General features: G+C 72.0%; 20 protein-coding genes. 11 read left to right on the top strand and 9 right to left on the bottom strand.

All coding sequences use genetic code 11. From position 1 onward, the window contains the following. Nucleotides 1–29 precede the first annotated feature (29 nt). Both J2X63_RS04905 and J2X63_RS04900 read left to right on the top strand, forming a co-directional pair. Nucleotides 30–344 (top strand): hypothetical protein, encoded by a 315-nt coding sequence (locus tag J2X63_RS04905; RefSeq protein WP_309974514.1) that lies wholly within the window; start codon nt 30–32, stop codon nt 342–344. A gap of 57 nt (nt 345–401) precedes the next feature. Next, nucleotides 402–758, top strand: a complete 357-nt coding sequence (locus J2X63_RS04900; RefSeq protein WP_309974511.1) for a DUF1801 domain-containing protein — start codon at nt 402–404, stop codon at nt 756–758. A gap of 80 nt (nt 759–838) precedes the next feature. On the opposite strand, the gene J2X63_RS04895 is transcribed toward J2X63_RS04900, so the two are convergent. The 4 genes from J2X63_RS04895 to J2X63_RS04880 form a co-directional block, all read right to left on the bottom strand. Then, nucleotides 839–2,365 (bottom strand): amino acid permease, encoded by a 1,527-nt coding sequence (locus tag J2X63_RS04895; RefSeq protein ID WP_309974508.1) that lies wholly within the window; start codon nt 2,363–2,365, stop codon nt 839–841. 184 nt (nt 2,366–2,549) lie between these two features. Then, nucleotides 2,550–3,914 carry an NAD-dependent succinate-semialdehyde dehydrogenase gene (locus tag J2X63_RS04890; RefSeq protein WP_309974505.1) on the bottom strand — a complete coding sequence of 455 codons (1,365 nt, stop codon included), beginning with the start codon at nt 3,912–3,914 and terminating at the stop codon, nt 2,550–2,552. An 83-nt stretch (nt 3,915–3,997) separates the two neighbouring features. Continuing rightward, nucleotides 3,998–4,735 carry a cache domain-containing protein gene (locus J2X63_RS04885; RefSeq protein ID WP_309974502.1) on the bottom strand — a complete coding sequence of 246 codons (738 nt, stop codon included), beginning with the start codon at nt 4,733–4,735 and terminating at the stop codon, nt 3,998–4,000. Beyond that, complete coding sequence (locus tag J2X63_RS04880; protein ID WP_309974499.1) at nt 4,716–5,486, bottom strand: GntR family transcriptional regulator; 771 nt, start codon at nt 5,484–5,486, stop codon at nt 4,716–4,718. Before J2X63_RS04880 ends, J2X63_RS04885 begins: the two co-directional genes overlap by 20 nt. A gap of 115 nt (nt 5,487–5,601) precedes the next feature. Here J2X63_RS04880 and J2X63_RS04875 point away from each other — a divergent pair, with 115 nt between their 5' ends. The 4 genes from J2X63_RS04875 to J2X63_RS04860 all read left to right on the top strand — a co-directional run bounded on the left by J2X63_RS04875 (nt 5,602) and on the right by J2X63_RS04860 (nt 9,847). Continuing rightward, nucleotides 5,602–6,783: a CoA transferase gene (locus J2X63_RS04875; RefSeq protein WP_309974496.1), complete on the top strand. Its 1,182-nt coding sequence runs from the start codon at nt 5,602–5,604 to the stop codon at nt 6,781–6,783. Continuing rightward, nucleotides 6,780–7,976: an acyl-CoA dehydrogenase family protein gene (locus J2X63_RS04870; RefSeq protein ID WP_309974492.1), complete on the top strand. Its 1,197-nt coding sequence runs from the start codon at nt 6,780–6,782 to the stop codon at nt 7,974–7,976. The genes J2X63_RS04875 and J2X63_RS04870 overlap by 4 nt, the downstream gene beginning before the upstream one ends. Beyond that, entirely contained in the window at nt 7,976–9,502 is a 1,527-nt protein-coding gene (locus J2X63_RS04865; protein ID WP_309974489.1) for an aldehyde dehydrogenase family protein, read from the top strand. The genes J2X63_RS04870 and J2X63_RS04865 overlap by 1 nt, the downstream gene beginning before the upstream one ends. 84 nt (nt 9,503–9,586) lie before the next feature. After that, nucleotides 9,587–9,847 carry a hypothetical protein gene (locus tag J2X63_RS04860; protein ID WP_309974488.1) on the top strand — a complete coding sequence of 87 codons (261 nt, stop codon included), beginning with the start codon at nt 9,587–9,589 and terminating at the stop codon, nt 9,845–9,847. A gap of 66 nt (nt 9,848–9,913) precedes the next feature. On the opposite strand, the gene J2X63_RS04855 is transcribed toward J2X63_RS04860, so the two are convergent. After that, complete coding sequence (locus J2X63_RS04855) at nt 9,914–10,243, bottom strand: hypothetical protein (protein WP_309974485.1); 330 nt, start codon at nt 10,241–10,243, stop codon at nt 9,914–9,916. Between the two features lie 343 nt (nt 10,244–10,586). Between J2X63_RS04855 and J2X63_RS04850 the strand changes: the two genes are divergently transcribed. The 4 genes from J2X63_RS04850 to J2X63_RS04835 are packed head-to-tail and all read left to right on the top strand — an operon-like array spanning nt 10,587 to nt 13,794. Further along, nucleotides 10,587–11,396, top strand: a complete 810-nt coding sequence (locus tag J2X63_RS04850; protein WP_309974483.1) for an amino acid ABC transporter substrate-binding protein — start codon at nt 10,587–10,589, stop codon at nt 11,394–11,396. Between the two features lie 49 nt (nt 11,397–11,445). After that, nucleotides 11,446–12,111: an amino acid ABC transporter permease gene (locus J2X63_RS04845; protein ID WP_309974481.1), complete on the top strand. Its 666-nt coding sequence runs from the start codon at nt 11,446–11,448 to the stop codon at nt 12,109–12,111. Next, nucleotides 12,098–12,988, top strand: a complete 891-nt coding sequence (locus J2X63_RS04840) for an amino acid ABC transporter ATP-binding protein (RefSeq protein WP_309974479.1) — start codon at nt 12,098–12,100, stop codon at nt 12,986–12,988. The genes J2X63_RS04845 and J2X63_RS04840 overlap by 14 nt, the downstream gene beginning before the upstream one ends. A 56-nt stretch (nt 12,989–13,044) precedes the next feature. Next, nucleotides 13,045–13,794, top strand: coding sequence for a Pr6Pr family membrane protein (locus tag J2X63_RS04835; RefSeq protein WP_309974476.1), 750 nt, complete (start codon nt 13,045–13,047; stop codon nt 13,792–13,794). On the opposite strand, the gene J2X63_RS04830 is transcribed toward J2X63_RS04835, so the two are convergent. The 4 genes from J2X63_RS04830 to J2X63_RS04815 form a co-directional block, all read right to left on the bottom strand. Further along, nucleotides 13,691–15,181 (bottom strand): FAD-dependent oxidoreductase, encoded by a 1,491-nt coding sequence (locus J2X63_RS04830; protein WP_309974473.1) that lies wholly within the window; start codon nt 15,179–15,181, stop codon nt 13,691–13,693. The two genes, J2X63_RS04835 and J2X63_RS04830, sit on opposite strands and share 104 nt — an antisense overlap. Nucleotides 15,182–15,238: 57 nt before the next feature. Further along, nucleotides 15,239–16,444: an aminotransferase class I/II-fold pyridoxal phosphate-dependent enzyme gene (locus J2X63_RS04825; protein ID WP_309974470.1), complete on the bottom strand. Its 1,206-nt coding sequence runs from the start codon at nt 16,442–16,444 to the stop codon at nt 15,239–15,241. Between the two features lie 145 nt (nt 16,445–16,589). Continuing rightward, on the bottom strand, nt 16,590–17,999 hold the full coding sequence (locus J2X63_RS04820) for an aspartate aminotransferase family protein (protein ID WP_309974467.1): 1,410 nt from the start codon (nt 17,997–17,999) through the stop codon (nt 16,590–16,592). 14 nt (nt 18,000–18,013) lie between these two features. Continuing rightward, nucleotides 18,014–19,498, bottom strand: coding sequence for a CoA-acylating methylmalonate-semialdehyde dehydrogenase (locus J2X63_RS04815; protein ID WP_309974464.1), 1,485 nt, complete (start codon nt 19,496–19,498; stop codon nt 18,014–18,016). Nucleotides 19,499–19,600: 102 nt separating this feature from the next. Here J2X63_RS04815 and J2X63_RS04810 point away from each other — a divergent pair, with 102 nt between their 5' ends. Further along, the gene (locus J2X63_RS04810; RefSeq protein WP_309974460.1) at nt 19,601–21,301 is read left to right on the top strand and encodes a PucR family transcriptional regulator; all 1,701 of its coding nucleotides are present in this window, start codon (nt 19,601–19,603) and stop codon (nt 21,299–21,301) included. The last annotated feature ends 202 nt before the right edge of the window (nt 21,302–21,503 follow it).

The raw sequence follows: 21,503 nt of genomic DNA, 5'->3' as shown, positions 1-21,503 counted from the left end.
CAGGGGGATCCAGCGAAAGGGGCTGCGTGATGCAGGGCACCACACTCGAACGTGTCGTCGCGGCGCTGGAGGGCACCGGCTTCGAGCACGGGGTGATCGCCGCGGCGCCCTATCGCCGGCTCGCCACCGTCTGCGCGGCGATCGACGCCGAGCTCGACGGGGCCCCGCGCGAGTTCACCGAGCAGGAGCGCCAGGAGCAGGCGCGTCTCGTCGCGAGCGCGCAGGCCTGGGCTGCGCACGTGGCCGACGGCGGCGTGCTCACGTCGAGCGACGGCACGACGCTGGCAGGGCTCCTCCGCAATCTCGCCGACGTCGTCAGCGCGATCGGCGCGCGCTCCAACTGAACCCGCGGAGCCCGCACCTCGCGGTGGGGTCGCATGCCCGGGCGTAGCATGGCCGCCATGGGGGAGCTGAGCGACTACATCGCAGGACTCGAGGCGCCCGACCGCGACCTCATCGAGCGCATCCGGGGGCGGGCCATGTCGCTGGTGCCCGAAGCCGTCGAGGGGGTCAGCTACGGCATGCCCGCCCTGCGGTACCGCGACTCGCCGCTCGTGAGCGTGATGTCGGCCAAGGGCCACATCGGGCTCTACCCCTTCAGCCCGGCGGTCGTGTCGGCGGTGTCGGCCGAGCTCGACGGGTACTCGTGGTCGAAGGGCACGATCCGGTTCACGCCCGAGCGCCCGCTGCCCGACTCGCTCGTCGACCGGGTCATCCTGCTGCGACGCGACGAGATCGACGCCGCGAAGAAGCGCTGAGCAGCCCGGAGCCGAGCTGAGGGACCGGAACGACGGATGCCCCGCGGCCGAACGGCCACGGGGCATCCGATCGCGGGCGATCAGCTCAGGACGATCGTGTCCTCGGCGCGGGCCCCGCGGTGGGCGCGAAGGCGCTCGGCCACCTCGATGGCGTCGCCCGCCGGCGCGTCGGAGCGGCGGTCGGGCCGCGCGAGGAGCAGGTACGCCAGCCCGGTGACGAGCACCACGCCGAGGCCGATGAGCACGACCCAGTCGGTGAGGACCTCTCCCGAGGTGCCCGGCATGGCGAGCAGCACCATGGCGAACACGCCGTAGACGAGCGCAGCCACGTTGACGACGATGCCCCAGCGGCCGAGCGAGAAGGGGCCGGCCGGCTTCCAGCCCCTGGTGCGCTGACGCAGTGAGGCGAGCACCACCATCTGGAAGGCCACGTAGATGCCGAGCACGGCGAACGCCGTCACCGGGTAGAGCAGGTCGGCGTTGAGCCACACCAGCACGGCGATGATCGCGGGGACCGTGCACGCGACGATGAGGGCGTTCGTGGGGACCTTGCTCGTCGCCGAGACCTTCGAGAGCCAGCGGTGACCGGGGATCATGCCATCCCGGGCGAAGGAGAACAGCAGGCGGCTCGCGGCAGCCTGCAGGCTCAGCACGCACGACAGGAAGGCGGTGATCGCCACGACAAGGAACAGCTTCGCGCCGACCGGTCCGAGGGTCGACTCGAGGATCGCCGGGATCGGGTCGGCGTCCTCGCCGGCGACGATGGCCTGGAGGTCGGGGGCCGCGAGCACGTAGCCGCCGAACGAGAACAGGGCCGAGACGCCGCCGACGAGGATCGTGAGGATCATCGCCTTCGGGATACGCCTGGCGGGGTTCTCGACCTCTTCGGCGACGTCGCCGCAGGCCTCGAAGCCGTAGAACAGGAAGAGGCCGGCCAGCGCCGCACCCATGAAGGCGGTGAGGTAGCTCCCGTCGCCCTGCACGCCCATGCTGTCGAAGAAGATGCCGAAGTCCTGCTTGCGCTGGAAGATCAGCAGGTAGAGACCGAGACCGATCACGCCGATGAGCTCGGCGGCCAGTCCGATGCGGGCGACGCGGCCGAGCCACTTCGTGCCGGTCAGGTTGATGCCGAGGGCGATGACCAGGAGCCCGAGCGTGAGCCAGAGCGTCGTGTCGGCGGTGTGGTCGACGCCGAAGAGGCTGGCCGCGAAGCCCGAGCCGTACTCCGCGACGGCGGTGATCGTGACGATCATGGCCCAGATGTAGACCCAGGCTGCCATCCACGCGTACCGCCGGCCCCAGAGGCGACGCGCCCACGGGTAGATGCCGCCGTGGATCGGGTACTGGGAGACCACCTCGCCGAACACGAGCGAGACGAGCAGCTGGCCCGCGCCCACGATGACGATCCACCAGATCGACGGCGGGCCGCCGACCGTGAGCGCGAGCGCGAAGAGCGAGTACACGCCGACGAGCGGCGAGAGGTAGGTGAAGCCGAGGGCGAAGTTGGCCCAAAGGCTCATCGACCGGTGGAAGGTGTCCTCGTAGCCGAGGACGCTGAGGTGCTCGCCGTCGCCGAGGTCGGCGGGCTTGGCGGGTTCGGACATCATGGGCCTTTCGTCTGATCGTCGTTGATCGCGTCCGTCCACCCCCGGACGCCGAGCGCCAGCTTGCCATACCTTCGGCTCTAAAGCTATAGCACCAGATGTATTTCTTGCGGCGGTGAATGCGAGGCAACGGTCGAGCCCCCGGCCGATACGGCCGGGGGCTCGATGTCGCGGTGCGCGTTCGGCGTCAGCCGATGCGGATCATCTTCTTGTTCACGAACTCGTCGGCGCCCAGGCGGCCCATCTCGCGGCCGGTGCCCGAGCGCTTGATGCCCCCGAACGGCAGCTCGGCGCCGTCGGCGAGGACGACGTTCACGAAGACCATGCCCGCCTCGATGCCGTCGGCGACCCGCAGGGCCTGCTCCTGGTCCGTCGTGTAGACGTAGGAGCCGAGCCCGAACGGGATGTCGTTGGCGAGGCGGATCGCTTCGGACTCGTCCTTCGCGCGATACACCTGCGCGACCGGCCCGAAGAACTCCTCCTTCGACGCCGGGTTGTCGGGCGAGACATCCGTCAGCACCGTCGTCTGGAAGTAGGCGCCCTCGCGGGTGCCGCCGTGCACGAGCGTGGCGCCGTGCTCGACCGCACGTCGCACCTGCTCGTCGAGGCCTTCCGCCGCCTTCAGCGAGGAGAGCGGGCCGAGCGCGGTCTCGGACGACGTCGGGTCGCCGGTCTCGACCTCGGCCAGCTTGGCCGTGAACTTCTCGAGGAACGGCTCGTAGAGCTCGTCGGCGACGATGAAGCGCTTGGCCGCGTTGCAGGACTGGCCGTTGTTGTCGAGGCGGGCGTCGACCGCGTTCTGGACGGTCTCATCGAGGTCGTCGGTGGAGAGCAGGATGAAGGGGTCGGAGCCGCCGAGCTCGAGCACGACCTTCTTCAGGTTGCGACCGGCGATCTCCGCGACCGCGGCGCCCGCGCGCTCCGAGCCCGTGAGCGAGACGCCCTGCACCCGGGGATCGGCGATGACGCGCTCGATCTGGTCGTGCGACGCGTACACGTTGACATAGGCGCCGGCGGGGAATCCGGCGTCGTGGTGGATCTGCTCGATCGCCGCAGCCGACTCGGGGCACTGCTCGGCGTGCTTGAGCAGGATCGTGTTGCCGATGATGAGGTTCGGACCGGCGAACCGGGCCACCTGGTAGTACGGGAAGTTCCACGGCATGATGCCGAGCAGCACGCCGAGCGAGGAGCGACGGATGATCGCGGAGCCCTCGCCGGCCAGCAGCTGCACCGGCTCGTCCTTGAGGAACTCGGCGGAGTGGTCGGCGTAGTACTCGTAGATCGCCCCGGCGAAGTCGACCTCGGCGAGGGCCTGCTCGATCGGCTTGCCCATCTCGCGCACGATGATCTCGGCGAGGTCCTGACGGCGCTCGACGTGCAGCTCGCCGACCCTGCGGACGAGCGCGGCTCGCTCCTCGACGCTGGTCGATCGCGACCACGTGCGGTGCGCCTCGTCGGCGGCGGCGATGGCGGCGTCGAGGTCGGCGTCGCTGATGGTCGGGTACGTCTTGACCGTCTCGCCGGTGGCGGGGTTGGTCACGGCATAGCTCATGGGAGTTCTCTCCTTCTCAGGGGTGCACACGCGCCAGAGCCCGTCTGCCCCGGTGCAGTCGCTCGTCCGTCAAAGATATAACACTAAATCTTTGATGACGACCCGGAGGCGACGGACCCCACCCGCACGACGAAGGGCGTGCCCTCAACGTCGACCGAGCTCGAGCCGGCCTCGACGAGCTGCCCGACCTGGAGTCCCGGGTCGGTCGAGAGCACCACGCGCCCGTCCTGGTTGACGAGGGCGAGCGGCGCGTCGACCTCGAGGAATGCGGCGAGGAGGGCGTGCTCGAGGCGGCGCACGGCGACGTCGGCGCCGATGACGCCGACCATCCGCTCCTCGTCGCGATCGTGCACGGGCATCGTGAGGGTGAGGATGTAATCGCACGTGCACAGGTGGTCGACGTACGGGCCGGTGACGTGGGCGTGCCGGGTGGTGGCGGGGATGCGGTACCACTCGAGGGCGCGGAAGTCGCGGAGGTACTCGGTGTAGCCCCGGGTCGACAGGTCGAGCCGGGTCGGCTCGGTGGTCGAGCCGAGCACGGGGTTGTCGTCGAGGGGACCGAGCCACCAGGCGAAGTGCACGCCCCGGCCGCGTACGACCTCGCCGTCGGCGATGAAGCCCGCCCCGACGAGCATCGGGTCGGCCTCCTCGAGCCTCGGGATGACGAGATCGGCGACCACGGTGTCGAGGGTCTGCGCCCGCACCTCCCCGCCGGCGCCGAGCAGGGCGCGGATGGGCTCACGCCACTCGGCGAGCTGGTCGAACACGCCGCGGAAGACCTCCGCGACGGCATGCGCGACCTCAGTCGGCGTGCGGGTCATCGAGGTCACCCCCTCGCTCGACGCGAGCCTTGGCGCCGAGCAGCCGAAGGGCGAGCATGTCGACGAGCTCGCCGGCCGCGGCCCGTGCCCGGTCGGCACTCTGCCGACGCACCGCACGCACGATCCGCTCGTCGAACTCGACCGCCTGCGACCGGGCGCCCGGATCGACGAGGCCGAACAGCAGCAGCGGCCCGAACTCCGCCTGGAGCCGGATCTGCTCCCTGACCAGTCGCGCCGACTGGCTCAGCACGGCGAGTTCCAGCAGGAAGCCGCCCTGATTGGTGCGGGCGCCGGCGGCGGTGGAGAAGTCGGCGCCGCGAAGCCACCCGGCGAGGTTCGCGGCATCCTGCGCCGACGCCCGTTGCGCCGCGCGCTCGGCCGCACCCGCGAGGATCGCGCCGAAATAGACGGCCATGTCGCTGAGCTCGACCTGTGCGAGGCTGCGCAGGCGGGCGGAGAGGAGCGCGGGGTGCCCGACGTCGTCGTGCACCACGAAGCTTCCGCCCTCGCGGCCTCGGCGGGTCTCCACGAGGCCGGCGTCGCGGAGGATGCCGAGGCCCTCGCGCACGGTGATGAGCGCGACGCCGAAGCGGCGGGCGAGCTCGGGTTCGCTCGGCAGGCGTTCGCCGGGATCGAGCACGCCGAGGACGATGCCGTCCGTGAGGCGCTGGGCGACCTGCTCGGCACGTCCGGTGTCGGCGAGCTGGGCGAACACCGCTTCACGCGCGCCCGGCCCCACCCTCGTCTCCATGGGACCCACGCTAGCCGACGGGTGCGCTCGGGGCCGCTCGGCCGACCAAAAAGATTCGATATAGGATGAATCCGTGCGGCCGTCGACGGCCGCGTCATGCGAAGGCGGATGAACGATGCACGAGCCAGACCCGGCGATGCCACTCGGCGCGCTCGCCGGCATCCGGGTCGCCGACTTCTCGCGAGTGCTCGCCGGCCCCTACGCCACCATGATGCTGGCGGACTTCGGCGCCGACGTCATCAAGGTCGAGCCGCCCGCCGGCGACGACACCCGGCACTGGAAGCCTCCGGTCGACGCCGCGGGGGAGGCCACCTACTTCGGCAGCGTGAACCGCAACAAGCGGTCGGTGGTGCTCGACCTCACGAACGACCGCGATCTCGCGGAGGCACGCCGGCTTGCGGCATCCGCCGATGTCGTCATCGAGAACTTCCGCCCCGGCGTGATGGACCGGTTCGGCCTGTCGTACGAGGACGTGCGCGCCGCGAACCCCGGCGTCGTGTACTGCTCGATCACGGGCTTCGGCGCCGGGGCGGGGGCCGGGCTGGCGGGGTACGACCTGCTGGTGCAGGCGGTGGGCGGCCTCATGTCGATCACGGGCGAGCCCGAGGGTGAGCCGGCCAAGGCCGGCGTCGCCCTCGTCGACGTGCTCTGCGGGCAGAACGCGGTCGCGGGCATCCTGCTCGCCCTCCGCGAGCGCGACCGCGCGGGACTCGGCCAGCGCGTCGAGGCCAACCTCCTGCAGAGCCTGCTCTCGGCGCTCACCAACCAGGCGGCCTCGACGCTCGCCACCGGCCACGCGCCGCGGCGGCTCGGCAACCAGCACCCGAGCATCGCGCCGTACGCGGTGTTCCCCGCGGCCGACCGCGACCTCGTCATCGCCGTGGGCAACGATCGGCAGTTCCGCGCACTCACCTGGGCACTCGGCATCCCGGCCCTCGCCGACGACCCGCGCTACTCGACGAACGAGGCGCGCGTCCAGCACCGCGATCTGCTGCGCGCCGAACTCGAGGCGGCCCTGGCCGGCCGCCGAGCCGGGCACTGGGTCGCGGCACTGGGCGACGCGGGCGTGCCCGCCGGGCTGGTGAACGACGTGGCGGAGGCGATCGCCTTCGCCGATGGCCTGGGGCTCGAGCCCGTGGTCGAACTCGGCGGAAGCCGCACGATCGCCGACCCGATCAGGCTCTCGTCCGCCCCGCCGGCCTACCGCACCCCGCCACCGCGGCTCGACGAGCACGCCGGCGCCGACTGGCTTCCCCGCGACCTCCGCGACGCCCCTGAGAAAGGACCCCGCGCATGACCACGGCCCCCCGCCTCGACCAGGTCTTCGACCTCGACGCCCTGCTCTCCGATGAGGAGCGCGAGTGGCAGCAGCGCGCCCGCGCCTTCGCGCAGGAGCGGATCCTGCCGATCATCGAGGAGGACTTCGAGCAGCGGCACTTCCGCTCCGAGCTCGTCCGCGAGCTCGGCGAGCAGGGCTTCCTCGGCATGCACCTGCAGGGGTACGGATGCGCCGGGGCCGGCGCCGTGAGCTACGGCCTCGTGTGCCTCGAGCTCGAGGCCGCCGACTCCGGCTGGCGCACGTTCGTGTCGGTGCAGGGCTCGCTCGCGATGAGCGCCATCCACAAGTACGGCTCCGAGGAGCAGAAGCAGCGGTGGCTGCCGGGCATGGCGAAGGGCGACCTCATCGGGTGCTTCGCCCTCACCGAGCCCCAGGGCGGTTCCGACCCGGCGGCGATGACCACCACCGCACGGCGCGACGGCGACGAGTGGGTGCTCGACGGCGCGAAGCGCTGGATCGGCCTCGCCTCCCTCGCCGACGTGGCCGTCGTGTGGGCGCGCGTGGACGACCCATCGGGTGGGTTCGGGCAGGGTGGCAGCGCGGTGCGCGGATTCCTCGTGCCCACGTCGGCCGCCGGGTTCACGGCGACGCCCATCGACGGCAAGCTCTCGATGCGCGCCTCGGTGCAGTGCGATATCGACCTCGACGCGGTGCGCCTGCCGGCGGATGCGATCCTGCCCGGGGCATCCGGACTCTCGGGCCCCTTCGGCTGCCTGAACGAGGCCCGCTACGGCATCGTGTGGGGCGCCATGGGTGCCGCTCGCTCGTGCTTCGAGGCCGCCCTCGCTCGGTCGACCGAACGGGAGGTGTTCGGCAAGCCGATCGGCGCGAACCAGCTCACGCAGGCGAAGCTCGCCGACATGATGCTCGAGCTCGAGAAGGGCATCCTGCTCGCCCTGCACCTCGGCCGCCTCAAGGAGCGGGGAGTGCTGACGCCCGCCCAGGTCTCGGCCGGCAAGCTCAACAGCGTGCGCGAGGCGCTCGAGATCGCGCACCAGGCGCGCACGATCCTCGGCGGCGACGGCATCACCAGCGCCTTCCCCGTGATGCGGCACGCCGCGAACCTCGAATCGGTGCGCACCTACGAGGGCACCGACGAGATCCACCAGCTCATCCTGGGTCGCGCCCTGACCGGCCTGGCGGCGTTCTGATGAGCGGTCGCCACGTCGTCGCAGTCGACGAATCCACCCACCTCGCCGACGATGCCGGGGCCGGGGGCCAGGTCGACGTCGAGGTCGACGCCGCCGTACGGGCCGCCGCCGGCACGGGGGTCGGCCAGTCGAGCCGCGCCGACCGGGCCGCGTGGCTCCGGGCGCTCGCCGCAGGGCTCGAGCTCCACCGCGACGAGCTCGTCGCGCTCGCCCGCGAGGAGACCCACCTCTCCGAGGCGCGCCTTCGCGGCGAGGTCGTGCGCACCGCCACGCAGCTCCGGTTCTTCGCGGACGTGATCGACGAGGGCTCCTACCTCGAGGCGACGCTCGACGCGCCCGACGCGTCGCTCGTGCCGCCGAGGCCCGACCTGCGGCGCATGCTGCGGCCCATCGGCCCGGTCGCCGTCTTCGCGGCATCGAACTTCCCGTTCGCGTTCTCGGTGCTCGGCAACGACACGGCGTCGGCGCTCGCCGCAGGCTGCCCGGTCGTCGTGAAGGCCCATCCCGGGCATCCGCGGCTCTCACGCCGGGTCGTGGAGCTCGCACGCGAGGCGCTCCAGGGCGCCGGGGCGCCGTCCGACGCGCTCGGGCTCGTCGAGGGTGTGGAGTCCGGCGTCGCGCTGGTGGGGCATCCGCTTGTCTCGGCAGTCGGCTTCACCGGGTCGACCGGCGGCGGCCGGGCGCTCTTCGACCTCGCGTCGGCGCGACCCGCGCCGATCCCCTTCTACGGGGAGCTCGGGTCGCTGAACCCCGTGGTCGTCACCGAGGCGGCGGCCGCCACGGACGTCGATGGCATCGCCGCCGGGCTGGCGGGTTCCTTCACGCGCGACGGCGGGCAGTACTGCACCAAGCCCGGCCTCGTGTTCGTGCCCGAGGGCACCGGATTCGAGGACGCGCTCTGCGACGCGCTCGGCACCGTCGGCGCGCAGCGACTGCTGACCGACGGCATCGGCGCGGCGTTCGCGGCGGGCGCCGATCGTCTCGTCGGCCTGCCCGACGCCGAGCTCGTCTGGCGCGGCGCCGTCGACCCCAGCACCGGCGAGGCTTCGGATGCCCCGGCCACCGTGGTCGCGGCATCAGCGCGCGCCGTGGCCGACGACCCGCACGCCTGGCTGCAGGAGTGCTTCGGCCCGCTCACCGTGCTCGCCCGCTACCGGGACCGCACCGAGCTCGACGCCGCGGTCGCCGCGCTCGACGGAAGCCTCGCCGCCTCGATCCACCACGCACCGGGCGAGGACATCTCGGAGCTTGTCGCGGCACTCGCGCCCAAGGCCGGACGCCTCGTCTTCAACGGGTGGCCGACGGGCGTCGCCATCGCCTGGGCGCAGCACCACGGCGGCGGATGGCCGGCGACCACCGCGTCGGTGCACACGTCGGTCGGCGCCACCGCCGTGCGGCGATTCCTCGTCCCCGTGGCCTACCAGGATGCACCGGCTTCGGTGCTGCCCGCCGAGCTCGCCGACGGCAACCCGCTCGGCATTCCCCGCAGGGTCGACGGGACGCTCGTGTCCGGCCACCAGTCGTGAGCTCCGACCGACGGTCGTGAGCTCCAACCCGCAGGTCGTGCAGCCGTGCGCGGCGTGCGTTCCCGAAAGAGAGAAGGATCACTGATGAAGGCAACGGAGCCTCGTCTCACCCGTGCGGTCGTGGAGTGGACCGGGTGGGGCAGCACCCCCGAGCCCGCCCGCGACGACGCCCGCGTCATCGCGCGATTCGGCCACGCGGCCGGACCGGCGCTCGCCAAGGCCGCCCGCCGGCTCGAGGCCGACTACTCCGCCGGCTCGGCGGAGTTCCGGTCGCGCCATCCCGAGCTCGGCGTCGAGGCGGTCGACGCGCTGGCCTGGGCCTGCGCCGACGAGGCCCTCGGCTAGACACCCACGTCGACGAACAAGGCGGCCGCCCCCACCGGGGGACGGCCGCCTCGACGTGGTGCCGGCTCAGTTGACGCCGGGGATGACCAGCCAGTGGTTCACGAGCACGAGCCAGATCGCGATCACGACGATCGCGGCGATCGTCACGCCGCGGCCGGTGCGTCCGCCGGCGAACAGGGCGACGACGAGCGCGATGAGCGTCGCGACGCCGAGCACGATCGGGCCCCAGGGGATGCCCGGGATGAACAGCGACAGCAGGAACAGCGCGGCGACGATGACCTCGATGACGCCGACGATCGTCGAGCCACCGCGTGCACGGAGTCGCCAGATGCCGTCGACGAGGGCGAGCGCGCCACCGACGAGGGCGAGGATGAGGAGCCAGGACAGCGTGATCATGGAATTCCTTCGGTTGGTGTGGGGGGCACCGCGACGTGGGAGGGGACTCCCACGACGCCCGTCACTCTATCGACCGGCGGAGATGGGCGGCGAGGGTTGCGCACGACACCGTCGGGCGTGTATGCCGTCGGGAGCATGCTGACGTGACCCCGGCGAACACGCGTCCTCCAGGCCGGATTCACGGGACGTCCGTCCCGATTCCCGCCGGATCCGGAATGCAACGCGGCGTCATGCGGTTTCACCCGGGGGTCGCCGGCGTGCTGGACTCGTTCCGCCGGAGCGACCGAACGAAGCGTCCGGCATCACGCCAACGTCACGAACGTCACGAACGGAGCACCACCGCATGTCACGCGCCCGCACCCTGCTCGGCCTCGTCGCCGCATCCGCCGCCGCCCTCGCCCTCGCCGCCTGCTCCTCGGGCGCCCCGGCCTCGAGCGACGCGGCATCCGACAACGAGTACGGACTGGTGAAGGCCGGCACGCTGACCGTGGCGACGGAGGGCACTTACCGCCCCTTCAGCTTCCACGAGGACGGCAACGGCGACCTGACCGGCTACGACGTCGAGGTCGCCGAGGCGGTCGCGGACAAGCTCGGACTCGAGGTGCAGTTCGAGGAGACCCAGTGGGACGCGATCTTCGCGGGCCTCGACGCCGGCCGCTTCGACGCCATCGCGAACCAGGTGTCGATCAACCCCGAGCGCGAGGAGCAGTACCTCTTCAGCGAGCCTTACACCGTCTCGCCCGGCGTGATCGTGGTCAAGGAGGGCGACACCTCCATCTCGAGCTTCGACGACCTCGCCGGCAAGACCACCGCGCAGTCGCTGACGAGCAACTGGTACGAGCTCGCCCAGGAGTCGGGCGCGAACGTCGAGGCCGTCGAGGGCTGGGCGCAGGCCGTCGCCCTGCTCGAGCAGGGTCGCGTCGACGCCACCATCAACGACAAGCTCACCTACCTCGACTACGTCAAGACCAACGGGAAGTCGGGCATCGAGGTGGCCGCCGAGACCGACGACCCCTCGCTCAGCGCCATCGCGCTCACCAAGGACAAGACCGCACTGCAGGCCGCGATCGACGACGCGCTCGCGCAGCTCCGCGAGGAGGGCGTGCTCGCCGAGCTCGGCGAGAAGTACTTCGGGGCCGACGTCTCCCAGTAGGGGACACGTGGAGTAGGCTCGCGCCCGTCGTCTCGAAGGGGGTGTCGCCGTGGCATCCGGCTGGCAGCTGTTCCTGGAATCGTTCTGGCCGATCGTGTGGGGCGGGCTGAGCGGCACCATTCCGCTCGCGCTCGCCTCATTCGTGATCGGACTCGTCATCGCGCTCGCGGTGGCGCTCGCCCGGCTCTCGAGGAACCGCGTGCTCTCGGCCATCGGCCGGTTCTACGTGTCGGTGATCCGCGGCACACCCCTGCTCGTGCAGCTGTTCGTGATCTTCTACGGGCTTCCGGCCGTGGGCATCGTCATCGATCCGTGGCCGAGCGCCATCGCCGCGTTCTCGCTCAACGTGGGCGGATACGCCGCCGAGATCATCCGGGCGGCGATCCTCTCGGTGCCCAAGGGGCAGTGGGAGGCCGGCTACACGATCGGCATGTCGAACGCGACCACGCTGCGCCGCATCATCCTGCCGCAGGCCGCGCGGGTCTCGGTGCCCCCGCTGTCGAACACGTTCATCTCGCTCGTGAAGGACACGTCGCTCGCGTCGTTGATCCTCGTGACCGAGCTGTTCCGCGTCTCCCAGGAGATCGCCGCGTTCACGCAGGACTTCATGCTGCTCTACCTCGAGGCGGCGCTCATCTACTGGCTGTTCTGCCTCGCCCTCTCCAGCGGGCAGAACGCCCTCGAGAGGAGGCTCGACCGCTATGTCGCCCAGTGACGACTCGCTGCAGCAGGGTCCGGATGCCGCGGGCGACCCGCTCGCGCCGAACGACCCGCTCGCGCCGAACGACCCGCTCGCGCCGAACGACCCGCTCGCGCCGAAGGCCGCGCCCGACGACTCGCCGCTGCTGACGGCACGCGGCATCCGCAAGTCGTTCGGCGACAACGAGGTGCTGCGCTCGATCGACCTCGACGTGCGACGCGGAGAGGTGGTCGTGCTCATCGGCCCCAGCGGGTCGGGCAAGACCACCGTGCTGCGCTCGCTGAACGGACTCGAGACGCCCGATGGCGGCACGATCGCGTTCACCGGCGGCCCCGAGCTCGACTTCGCCAAGCCGCTCCCGAAGGGCGCGCGGTTCGCCCTGCGCGATCGGTCGGCGATGGTGTTCCAGCAGCACAACCTGTTCCCGCACATGACGGTGCTGCAGAACGTGGTCGAGGGCCCCATCCGCGTGCAGCGCGTGCCGAAGGCGCAGGCGATCGCCGAGGCATCCGCCCTGCTCGACCGCGTCGGCCTCGCCGAGAAGCGCGACGCGTACCCGTTCGAGTTGTCGGGCGGGCAGCAGCAGCGGGTCGGCATCGTGCGGGCGCTCGCCCTGAAGCCCGACCTGCTGCTCTTCGACGAGCCCACCAGCGCCCTCGACCCCGAGCTGGTCGGCGAGGTGCTGTCGGTCATCAAGGAGCTCGCCGACGAGGGCTGGACCATGGTGGTGGTGACGCACGAGCTCGGCTTCGCTCGGCAGGCGGCCGACGAGGTGCTGTTCATGGACGGCGGCGTGGTGGTCGAGCGGGGCGCCCCCGGCGAGATCTTCACCAAGCCGACCGAGGAGCGCACGCGCCGGTTCCTCGACCGGATCCTGCGGCCGATGGACTAGCCCGCACGCCCGCACGCCCGCACGGGCCGCCCGGCGGCGGGGCGTAGCGTTGACGCATGGCAGCCCGCACCCACGGAGTCCTCGCTCCGGGCATGCGGGCGCGTCGTTCCCTCGGGGTGTTCCGGGTGCTCGTCGCGGTGCTCGAGGTCGTCGCGATCATCGGCAACTTCCAGTACGTGCTCGGCTTCCGCTTCTTCGCGACGGCCAACTTCTTCAGCTACTTCACGATCCAGTCGGCGATGATCGCGGTCGTCACGCTCGGGATCGCGGCGTGGTACGCGCTCAGGGCGCCGAGCGACCCGCCCTGGCTCGGCATCCTCCGCACGATGGTCACCGTGTACCTGCTCGTCTCGGGCATCGTGTTCGGGCTCATCGTCAGCCAGGCGTCCACCCGCGACTACCGCATCGACGTGCCATGGTCGGACACCCTGCTGCACTTCGTGGTGCCCGCGCTCGCCGTGATCGCGTGGACGACCGACAGCGTCATGGCCGTGAACCCTCCGGTGCCCTGGTCGACCGTCGGCTGGGTGCTCGTGTACCCGACGCTCTGGTTGCCCTACACCCTCGTTCGTGGCGCCGACGTCGGCTGGTACCCCTACTTCTTCCTCGACGAGGCGCAGGTGGGCGGTGCGCTCGGCGTCGCCGCCTACTGCCTGCTGGTGGTCGCCATCTTCGTCGCCGTGACGGCGGCGCTCGTGGCGGTCAACCGGGCGCTGTGGCGTAGGGCGCGAGATCGTCGAGCACGGCGGACAGGAACTCCGGATCGTCGAGCGGCTCCAGTCGAAGCGCCTGCGCCGACGCGATGACGCCGACCAGGATCGGCTCGCCCGTCTCGCCGACGAGGTCGAGCCAGTAGGCGACGCTCGACGACTGGCCGACGACGGTCAGCACGTCGGGGTGGGCGTCGATCGCCGCAGGCACCTGGCCTTCCGCCGAGCCCGTGCGCCAGAACGCCCGGTCGAAGCGCAGCCACACGACGTCGACGACGCCGGTCTGGAGCGTCGCGATGGCGTGCTGGTGGGCATACGGCAGGGCCGGGGAGAACCGCAGCGCGTCGGACTTCAGCACGCCGAGCGGAACGGTCACGATGGCGCGGTCGGCGGTGAGCGACTCGCCCGAGTCGAGTCGCAGGCTGACGCGCCGGTCGTCGTACGCGATGCGCGTGACGACGCTCGAGACGGCGAGGTCGACCCGGTCCGCGAGGGCGTCGAGCAGGTCGGCGAGACGACCGGTCACGAGGCGCGCACCCGGGGGGAACGGCGAGGTGGGCGCGGTGGGCGCGGCGACGCGACTCGTCGGCGCCCCGGTGGCCGGCTCGACGCCGCTCGTGATGGTGTGCGCGAGCCAGTCCGCGGGGCTCAGGCCGTCGGCGCCCGGCGTGGCCGGCATGGGGACCACCCCGGAGCCGACGAGCGCGTCCGCGAGCGAGATGCCGCCGGGGTCGGATTGGGCGTCCGCCCAGGTGAGCGCGGCCTCGACCGCGTCGTCGCCGGTCGGGGGGATGGGCACCGTGTCGCCGGATCCCGTGCGTGCCCCGACCACGGCCTCGAAGGGCGCCGTGTCGACGGATGCCGCCGCGAGGGCCTCGGTCAGCGGCTCGTCATCGGGCAGCAGCACGGGTCCGAGCTCGACGGAGCGGTCGAAGCCGTCGGCGTCGACCGACCACACCCGGCCACCCACCCGGTTGCGTGCCTCGAGGACCACGACCTCGAAGCCGGCGTCGACGAGCTCCGCGGCCGCCGTGAGGCCCGCCATGCCCGCGCCGACGACCGCCACGCGCTCACCCGGCTCGGCGAGGCGGGCGACCTGCGCCGCCGCGGCGAGGCCCGAGTCGCGGGCTCCCGTGAGGGTGCCCGGGGCATCGGCCGAGCACGCCTCGCCGGCGAACCAGAGGCGGTCGCCGACCGGCTCGGCGAGGGACTCGCGCAACCGCGGGGTGGTGCCGACCGCGTCGTACGAGAACGCCCCGCGCGCGAACGGGTCGGCCCTCCAGCGGGAGCGGCGCATCGTACTGGGTACGGGCACGCCGTCGGTCCTCGGCGTGGGAGTGGGCGTCGCCGGAGCGGTCGTGGGGCTCGGCGTCGGCGCGGGCTGCGGCCAGCAGCTCGCGAGCGTGACGGCGGCGATCCCGGAGAGCGACGCGGCGAGGAAGGTTCGCCGGGCCATGCCGCCGGACGCCGCCCGAGAGTCCATGGGACACAGGCTAGCCGACGGGGCCGACGGCGCCGACGCGGGAACGGCCCGCGGCCGTCAGCCGCCCGCCGTCACGGCCGACGCGCGGAACGCCGCGGCGAAGCGGGGGAGGCCGGCCTCGATCGTCTCCATCGTGGCGGTGAGTGAGATGCGGAAGAAGCCGGGCGTCTCGAACATGCGCCCCGGGAGCACGAGGACGCCCTCGCGATCGAGCGCCCGCGTGAACTCCACGTCGTCGGTCAGGGGCGACTCGGGGAACAGGTAGAACGTGCCCTCGGGCTGGGCGACGCGGTAGCCGATCTCGCGCAGGGCCGCCACCATGACGTCGCGCTTGCGCTGGAAGAGCGGCAGGTCGAACGCGAGCGTCTCGAGCTTCGGCAGCGCGTACTGCATCGACGCGTTGGGGAAGAGCCAGCCGCCCGAGATCTGCACGGTCTCGATCGCGTCGCGGAACGCCTCGCGGCCTGGCATGGTCGGGGGCACGGCGAGGTACCCGATGCGCTCGCCGGGCGAGAGCAGCGTCTTGCCGTAGCTGTAGGCGAGGAAGCTCCACGGATAGAACTCCACCGGGCTGCGGAAGCGCGCCCCGTCGAAGACGATGCGGTTGTAGGCCTCGTCGGAGATGAGGAAGATGCGCCGGCCGTTGCGCTCCGACGCCTCGTCGAGGATCGCCGCCAGCCGCTCGAGCGTGGCCGGCGGGTAGATGCGACCCGTGGGATTGTTGGGACTGTTCACGATCACGATGCGGGTGCGCGGCGTGATGGCCGCGGCGATGGCGTCGAGGTCGAGATCGAGGGTCTCGCGGTCGATCGACACCTTCACCGGCACCATGCCGGCCTCGATCACGAGCGGCTCGTAGAGGAACCACGGCGGAAGGCTGTACACGACCTCGTCGCCCGGGTCGCCGACGATCTTCAGGGCCGAGGAGATGGCCGCGAACCCGCCTGTGGTGAGGTGCACGTCCTCGGGCTCGAACGGGATGCCGACATGCCGGCTGAGCGACTCGGTCGCCGCGGCCACCGCCTGCGCGTCGCCGAAGTTGTAGGCGAACCACAGCTCGTGCTGCGGCACCAGCGCCTCGCGGAGGATCTCGACGTACGCCCGCGACGGCGGGTCGTGCGGGTCGCCGAACGTGAAGTCGAGCACGCCCGGCTCGTGCCGCCGCTGCTCGTAGCCCGAGAGCCGGTAGAAGTCGTAGAGCAGCTGGAACGGCGTCGCCGCCGCAACGGTCACGACACGGTCGGAGGTGAGTCGGTCATCCATGGGCGCTTCCCTCGGGATCGGGGATGCTCCGCGGGCGCGAAGTCCCCGTGAACGCGGCCCATGCTACTCCGCGACGACGCCCGCGCCCCAGGGGTCTCCATGACCCGCTGGGACGCGGACCGTCGCGCCCTTCAGCCGGGGACGGTCAGCCGGTGACGTACCCGTCGGCCACGTCGAGGGCCGCGTCGATGATCTCGAGGCCGCGCACGAGCTCGTCCTCGGTGATCACGAGCGGCGGCGCCACGTGCATCCGGTTGAAGTGGATGAACGGCCAGAGGCCCGCCTGCTTGCAGGCCGCAGCCAGGGCGACCATCGGCGCGGCAGCCGCGCCCGTGGCGTTGAACGGCACGAGCGGCTCGCGCGTCGCGGCATCCGACACCAGCTCGATCGCCCAGAACAGGCCGAGCCCGCGCACCTCGCCGACCGACGGATGCCGCTCGGCCATCGCCCGGAGGCGCGGCTCGACGACACGCGAGCCGAGGTCGCGCACGCGCTCGAGGATGCCGTCGCGCTCGAACACCTCGAACGTGGCGACGCCCGCCGCGCAGGCGAGCGGATGCCCCGAGTAGGTGAGCCCGCCCTGGAATGCCACCGTGTCGAAGTGCGCCGCGATGCGCGCCGAGATGACGACGCCGCCGAGGGGCACGTAGCCCGAGTTCACGCCCTTGGCGAAGGTGATGAGGTCGGGCACGACACCGAAGTGGTTCACGGCGAACCACTCGCCGACGCGGCCGAAGCCGACCATCACCTCGTCGGCGATGTAGACGATGCCGTGGCGGTCGCAGAGCTCGCGCACGCCCTGCAGGTAGCCGGGCGGCGTCACGAGCACGCCGTTGGTGCCGACGACCGTCTCGAGGATGATCGCGGCGATCGTGCCGGCCCCCTCGAGCGTGATGACCTGCTCCAGGTGGGCGAGCGCCCGCTCGGCCTCCTGCTCCGGACTGTCGGCGTGGAACGACGAGCGGTACGCATACGGGCCCATGAAGTGCGCCACGCTGCCGTCACTCGGCTCGTTCGCCCAGCGGCGCGGGTCGCCCGTGAGCGAGATCGCCGTGGCGGTGCCGCCGTGATAGCTCCGGTACATCGAGAGCACCTTGCGCCGGCCGGTCACGGCGCGGGCCATGCGCACGGCGTACTCGTTGGCGTCGGCGCCGCCGTTGGTGAAGAACACCTTGTCGAGGTCGCCCGGCGCCACCTCGGCGATGCGGCGGGCGAGCTCGCCGCGCGCGTCGTTCGCCATCGACGGCTGGATCGTCGCGAGGCGGCCCGCCTGCTGCTGGATCGCCGCGATGAGGTCGGGGTGCTGGTGCCCGAGGTTCAGGTTCACGAGCTGGCTCGAGAAGTCGAGGTAGGCGTTGCCCGCGTAGTCCCAGAACGTCGAGCCCTCGCCCGCTGCGATGGGCAGCGGGTCGATGAGCGCCTGCGCGCTCCACGAGTGGAACACGTGCGCGCGGTCGTCGGCGCGCACCCGGGCGTCCGCCTCGGGGTCGGGCAGCGGATGCCGCGTGCCGCTCCGGTCGGCGTACGTCGCGTCCTGCGTCAGCGTGTCGGTCATGGCCGGGGCTCCGATCAGTGGTTCGACGGGAAGCCGAGGTTGACCTGCGACTCCGACGGGTTCGGCCAGCGGGTGGTGACGACCTTCGAGCGGGTGTAGAAGTGCACCGACTCGGGGCCGTAGATGTGTGAGTCGCCGAACAGCGAGCTCTTCCAGCCGCCGAACGAGTAGGCGCCGACGGGCACGGGGATCGGCACGTTCACGCCGACCATGCCCACCTCGATGTCGAACTCGAACTGGCGGGCCGTGCCGCCGTCGCGGGTGAAGATCGCGGTGCCGTTCGCGAACCGGTTGGCGTTGATGAGTGCGACCGCCTCGTCATACGACTCGACGCGCACCACCGAGAGCACCGGTCCGAAGATCTCGTCGTCGTAGACCTTCATGCCCGGCTTCACGTGGTCGACGAGGGAGACGCCGACGAAGAAGCCGTCGCCGTCGAACCTCTGGGTGGTGCCGTCGACGACGACCGTCGCGCCTTCGGCCGCGGCGCCCGTCACGTAGGAGGCGACCTTGTCGCGGTGCTCGCGCGTGATGAGCGGACCCATCTCGCTCGCGGCATCCGTGCCGTCGCCGATGACGAGCGCGCCCATGCGGCTGCGCACCGCCTCGACGAGGTCGTCGGCGACGTCGCCCACCGCGACGAGCACCGACACGGCCATGCAGCGCTCGCCGGCGGACCCATAGGCCGCAGAGACCGCGGCGTCGGCCGCGCCCTCGAGGTCGGCGTCGGGCATGACCACCATGTGGTTCTTCGCACCGCCCAGTGCCTGCACACGCTTGCCGTTGGCGGCGGCCCGCTCGTAGATGGACTTCGCGATCGGCGTCGAGCCGACGAACGAGATCGCGCGCACCTCGGGGGCGTCGAGGATCGTGTCGACCGCGACCTTGTCACCGTGCACGACGTTGAGCACGCCGTCGGGCAGGCCCGCCTCCTGGAACAGCTTCGCGAGGAAGACGGCGGCGCTGGGGTCCTTCTCGGAGGGCTTCAGCACGACCGTGTTGCCGCAGGCGATCGCCGAGGCGACCATCCACAGCGGCACCATGACCGGGAAGTTGAACGGCGTGATCGCGCCGACCACGCCGACGGGCTGCTTCGTGGAGTGCACGTCGACGCCGCGCGCGACCTGCTCGGAGTGCTCGCCCTTCAGCAGGTGCACGAGACCGGCGGCGAACTCCACGTTCTCGATGCCGCGCGAGATCTCGCCCGCGGCATCCGACAGCACCTTTCCGTGCTCGCTCGTGAGGATCGCGGCGAGCTCGCCCTGGCGCTCGACGAGCAGGTGCCGCAGCTTGAAGAACACGTCGGCGCGCTTGATGAGCCCGGTCGCGCGCCAGCCCGGCAATGCAGCGGATGCCGCGGCGATCGCCTGCTCGACCTCGCCGACCGAGGCGAATGCCACCTCGTGCTGCTGCGCGCCGGTGGCCGGGTTGAAGACCGGTCCGGTGCGCTCGGCGTCGGCGACCTCGCGGCCGTTGATGAAGTGTCGGATGAGGCTCATGCGGGTCCTTCGTGACGTGGGCGACGTGGGTCGGACAGAATGGCCGACATGGTCGTCTAGGCTGGCACTCCCGAGTCTTACAGAGGCAGAGAGGCCCGATCGATGGCAGATCGTCGCGAAGACGACGCGATCCGAACAGATCGTCCGACGGCGCCAGCGGCGACCGCAGCGAGCTCCACGGCCGCCGACGGGCTGCCGACCGTGCGGGAGATCCTCACGCTGGAGGCGGTCGCACACGGCGTTCCCGAGGTGCTCTCGGGCGACGGTGCGCTCGACGCTCGCGTGCGCTGGGTGCACGTCTCCGACAGCGCGGGCGTCGCGCGGCTGCTCGTCGGCGGTGAGCTGCTGCTCTCGACCGGCTCGGGCTGGCCGACCGAGCCGCGTGAGCTCGAGGCGTTCGTGGCCGAGCTCGTCGAGGCGGGCCTGTCGGGGCTCGTGCTCGAGCTCGGCGTGCACTACCGCTACGTTCCCACGGTCGTCGAGCGCGCTGCTCGCGAGCACGGCCTCGCGCTCGTCGCGCTGCACCGCGAGGTGAAGTTCGTCACGCTCACCGAGGCCGTGCACAGCCGCATCATCTCGGAGCAGACCGCAGCCCTGCGGGCCCGCGACGAGGTGCGGGAGCGCTTCACCGCCCTGAGCCTGCGCGGATCGCCCGCCGACTTCATCGTGCACCAGCTCGCACAGACGCTCGGGTCGGCGGTCGTGCTCGAGAACCTCGCGCACGAGGTGGTGGCCAGCGAGGTGCCGCCCGCGGCCGAGCACGAGCTCTTCTCCGGCTGGGAGGCACGATCGCGGCTGGCGCATCGCCGGCACGAGGAGCAGCTCACGGCAGCCGTCGCCGCCGCCGCCCACGACGACTGGCTGATCGTGCCCGTCGAGGCCCGCGGTGTGCGCTGGGGCCACCTCATCGCACTGCCAGGGCCGGCGCACCCGGCGGGCCGCGCGAGCGTGCTCGAACAGGGCGCGATCGCCCTGGCCCTGGGTCGCCTCGCCGACGGCGCCGCCGACGAATGGGTGCGCATCGGGCGCCAGCGGCTGGTCGACGGCCTGCTCGCCGGTCGCTTCGCCGGGCTCGCCGGTGCGGTGGCGCGCCTCGAGGCGGCCGGCCTGCCCATCACCGGCGCCCGGGTCCGCGGGTTGGTCGTCTCCGGTGCTCCCGTCGTCGACGGCGCAGCGGATGCCGCGGCGCGGGACCTCGGCGGACGTGCGATCGATGCGGCGGCGCCCGCCTCCGCGTTCCCCGGACCGAGCGCGCGCGTCGTGCTCCTCTCGCTGCCGGGCGGATCGGGGGAGCTGTCGGACGCGGCGGTCCGCGGGTTCGCGACGACCCTCGTGGGCGGCGACGCGGCATCCCTCGACCGGCTGGTGGTCTCGATGGGCGCGGCCGCCGACGGACTCGACGGCCTGCTCGGCTCGGTGCAGGAGGCGATCGACCTCGGACGCGGACCGAGACCGCGCGAGGCGCGCGGCCTCGTCGTTCGCCGCGCAGAGGACCGGCCCCTCATGCGGCTCGTGACGTCGCTGCGCGACGATCACCGGCTGCTGCGGCACAGCGAGCGGATGCTCGCGCCGCTCATCGAGTACGACCTGGCGCGCGGGGGCGACCTGCTCACCGTGCTCGGCGCGATGCTGGCGCACCCGGGCAACCGCACCGCCGCCGCCGCCGCGAGTCACCTGTCGCGCTCGGTGTTCTACCAGCGGCTCGCGCTCATCGGGGACCTGCTCGGGGTCGACCTCGACGACGGCGAGGCGCTCACCGCGCTGCACCTCGCCCTGCTCGTGCGGCGCAGCGCCGTGCGCTGAGCGGCCCGGGTGGCCCACAAGCCGCCGGCGGCCCGCCATCCGCCGCCGGCCCGCCATCCGCGCGTCGAAACCTTGTGTTCGGTGCAAGATGCCCCGCGGAGGCGCACGTAAGACAAGGTTTCGACGCCGGCGGCGGGGCGGTGGGGCGGCGGGGCGGTGGGGAGGTGGCGAGGTGGCGAGGTGGGCGGCGGACGGCGCGGGA

This window comes from Agromyces sp. 3263 (genome assembly GCF_031456545.1).
GTDB lineage: Bacteria > Actinomycetota > Actinomycetes > Actinomycetales > Microbacteriaceae > Agromyces.
This window is presented reverse-complemented; position numbering and strand designations above follow the sequence as displayed.

Coding starts and splice junctions, on each gene's coding strand:
- J2X63_RS04850 (WP_309974483.1), top strand. CDS start 10,587: ATGTCACGCGCCCGCACCCTGCTCGGCCTCGTCGCCGCATCCGCCGCC.
- J2X63_RS04815 (WP_309974464.1), bottom strand. CDS start 19,498: ATGAGCCTCATCCGACACTTCATCAACGGCCGCGAGGTCGCCGACGCC.
- J2X63_RS04835 (WP_309974476.1), top strand. CDS start 13,045: ATGGCAGCCCGCACCCACGGAGTCCTCGCTCCGGGCATGCGGGCGCGT.
- J2X63_RS04895 (WP_309974508.1), bottom strand. CDS start 2,365: ATGATGTCCGAACCCGCCAAGCCCGCCGACCTCGGCGACGGCGAGCAC.
- J2X63_RS04900 (WP_309974511.1), top strand. CDS start 402: ATGGGGGAGCTGAGCGACTACATCGCAGGACTCGAGGCGCCCGACCGC.
- J2X63_RS04880 (WP_309974499.1), bottom strand. CDS start 5,486: ATGGAGACGAGGGTGGGGCCGGGCGCGCGTGAAGCGGTGTTCGCCCAG.
- J2X63_RS04905 (WP_309974514.1), top strand. CDS start 30: ATGCAGGGCACCACACTCGAACGTGTCGTCGCGGCGCTGGAGGGCACC.
- J2X63_RS04825 (WP_309974470.1), bottom strand. CDS start 16,444: ATGGATGACCGACTCACCTCCGACCGTGTCGTGACCGTTGCGGCGGCG.
- J2X63_RS04830 (WP_309974473.1), bottom strand. CDS start 15,181: ATGGACTCTCGGGCGGCGTCCGGCGGCATGGCCCGGCGAACCTTCCTC.
- J2X63_RS04875 (WP_309974496.1), top strand. CDS start 5,602: ATGCACGAGCCAGACCCGGCGATGCCACTCGGCGCGCTCGCCGGCATC.
- J2X63_RS04820 (WP_309974467.1), bottom strand. CDS start 17,999: ATGACCGACACGCTGACGCAGGACGCGACGTACGCCGACCGGAGCGGC.
- J2X63_RS04870 (WP_309974492.1), top strand. CDS start 6,780: ATGACCACGGCCCCCCGCCTCGACCAGGTCTTCGACCTCGACGCCCTG.
- J2X63_RS04810 (WP_309974460.1), top strand. CDS start 19,601: ATGGCAGATCGTCGCGAAGACGACGCGATCCGAACAGATCGTCCGACG.
- J2X63_RS04890 (WP_309974505.1), bottom strand. CDS start 3,914: ATGAGCTATGCCGTGACCAACCCCGCCACCGGCGAGACGGTCAAGACG.
- J2X63_RS04885 (WP_309974502.1), bottom strand. CDS start 4,735: ATGACCCGCACGCCGACTGAGGTCGCGCATGCCGTCGCGGAGGTCTTC.
- J2X63_RS04860 (WP_309974488.1), top strand. CDS start 9,587: ATGAAGGCAACGGAGCCTCGTCTCACCCGTGCGGTCGTGGAGTGGACC.
- J2X63_RS04840 (WP_309974479.1), top strand. CDS start 12,098: ATGTCGCCCAGTGACGACTCGCTGCAGCAGGGTCCGGATGCCGCGGGC.
- J2X63_RS04865 (WP_309974489.1), top strand. CDS start 7,976: ATGAGCGGTCGCCACGTCGTCGCAGTCGACGAATCCACCCACCTCGCC.
- J2X63_RS04855 (WP_309974485.1), bottom strand. CDS start 10,243: ATGATCACGCTGTCCTGGCTCCTCATCCTCGCCCTCGTCGGTGGCGCG.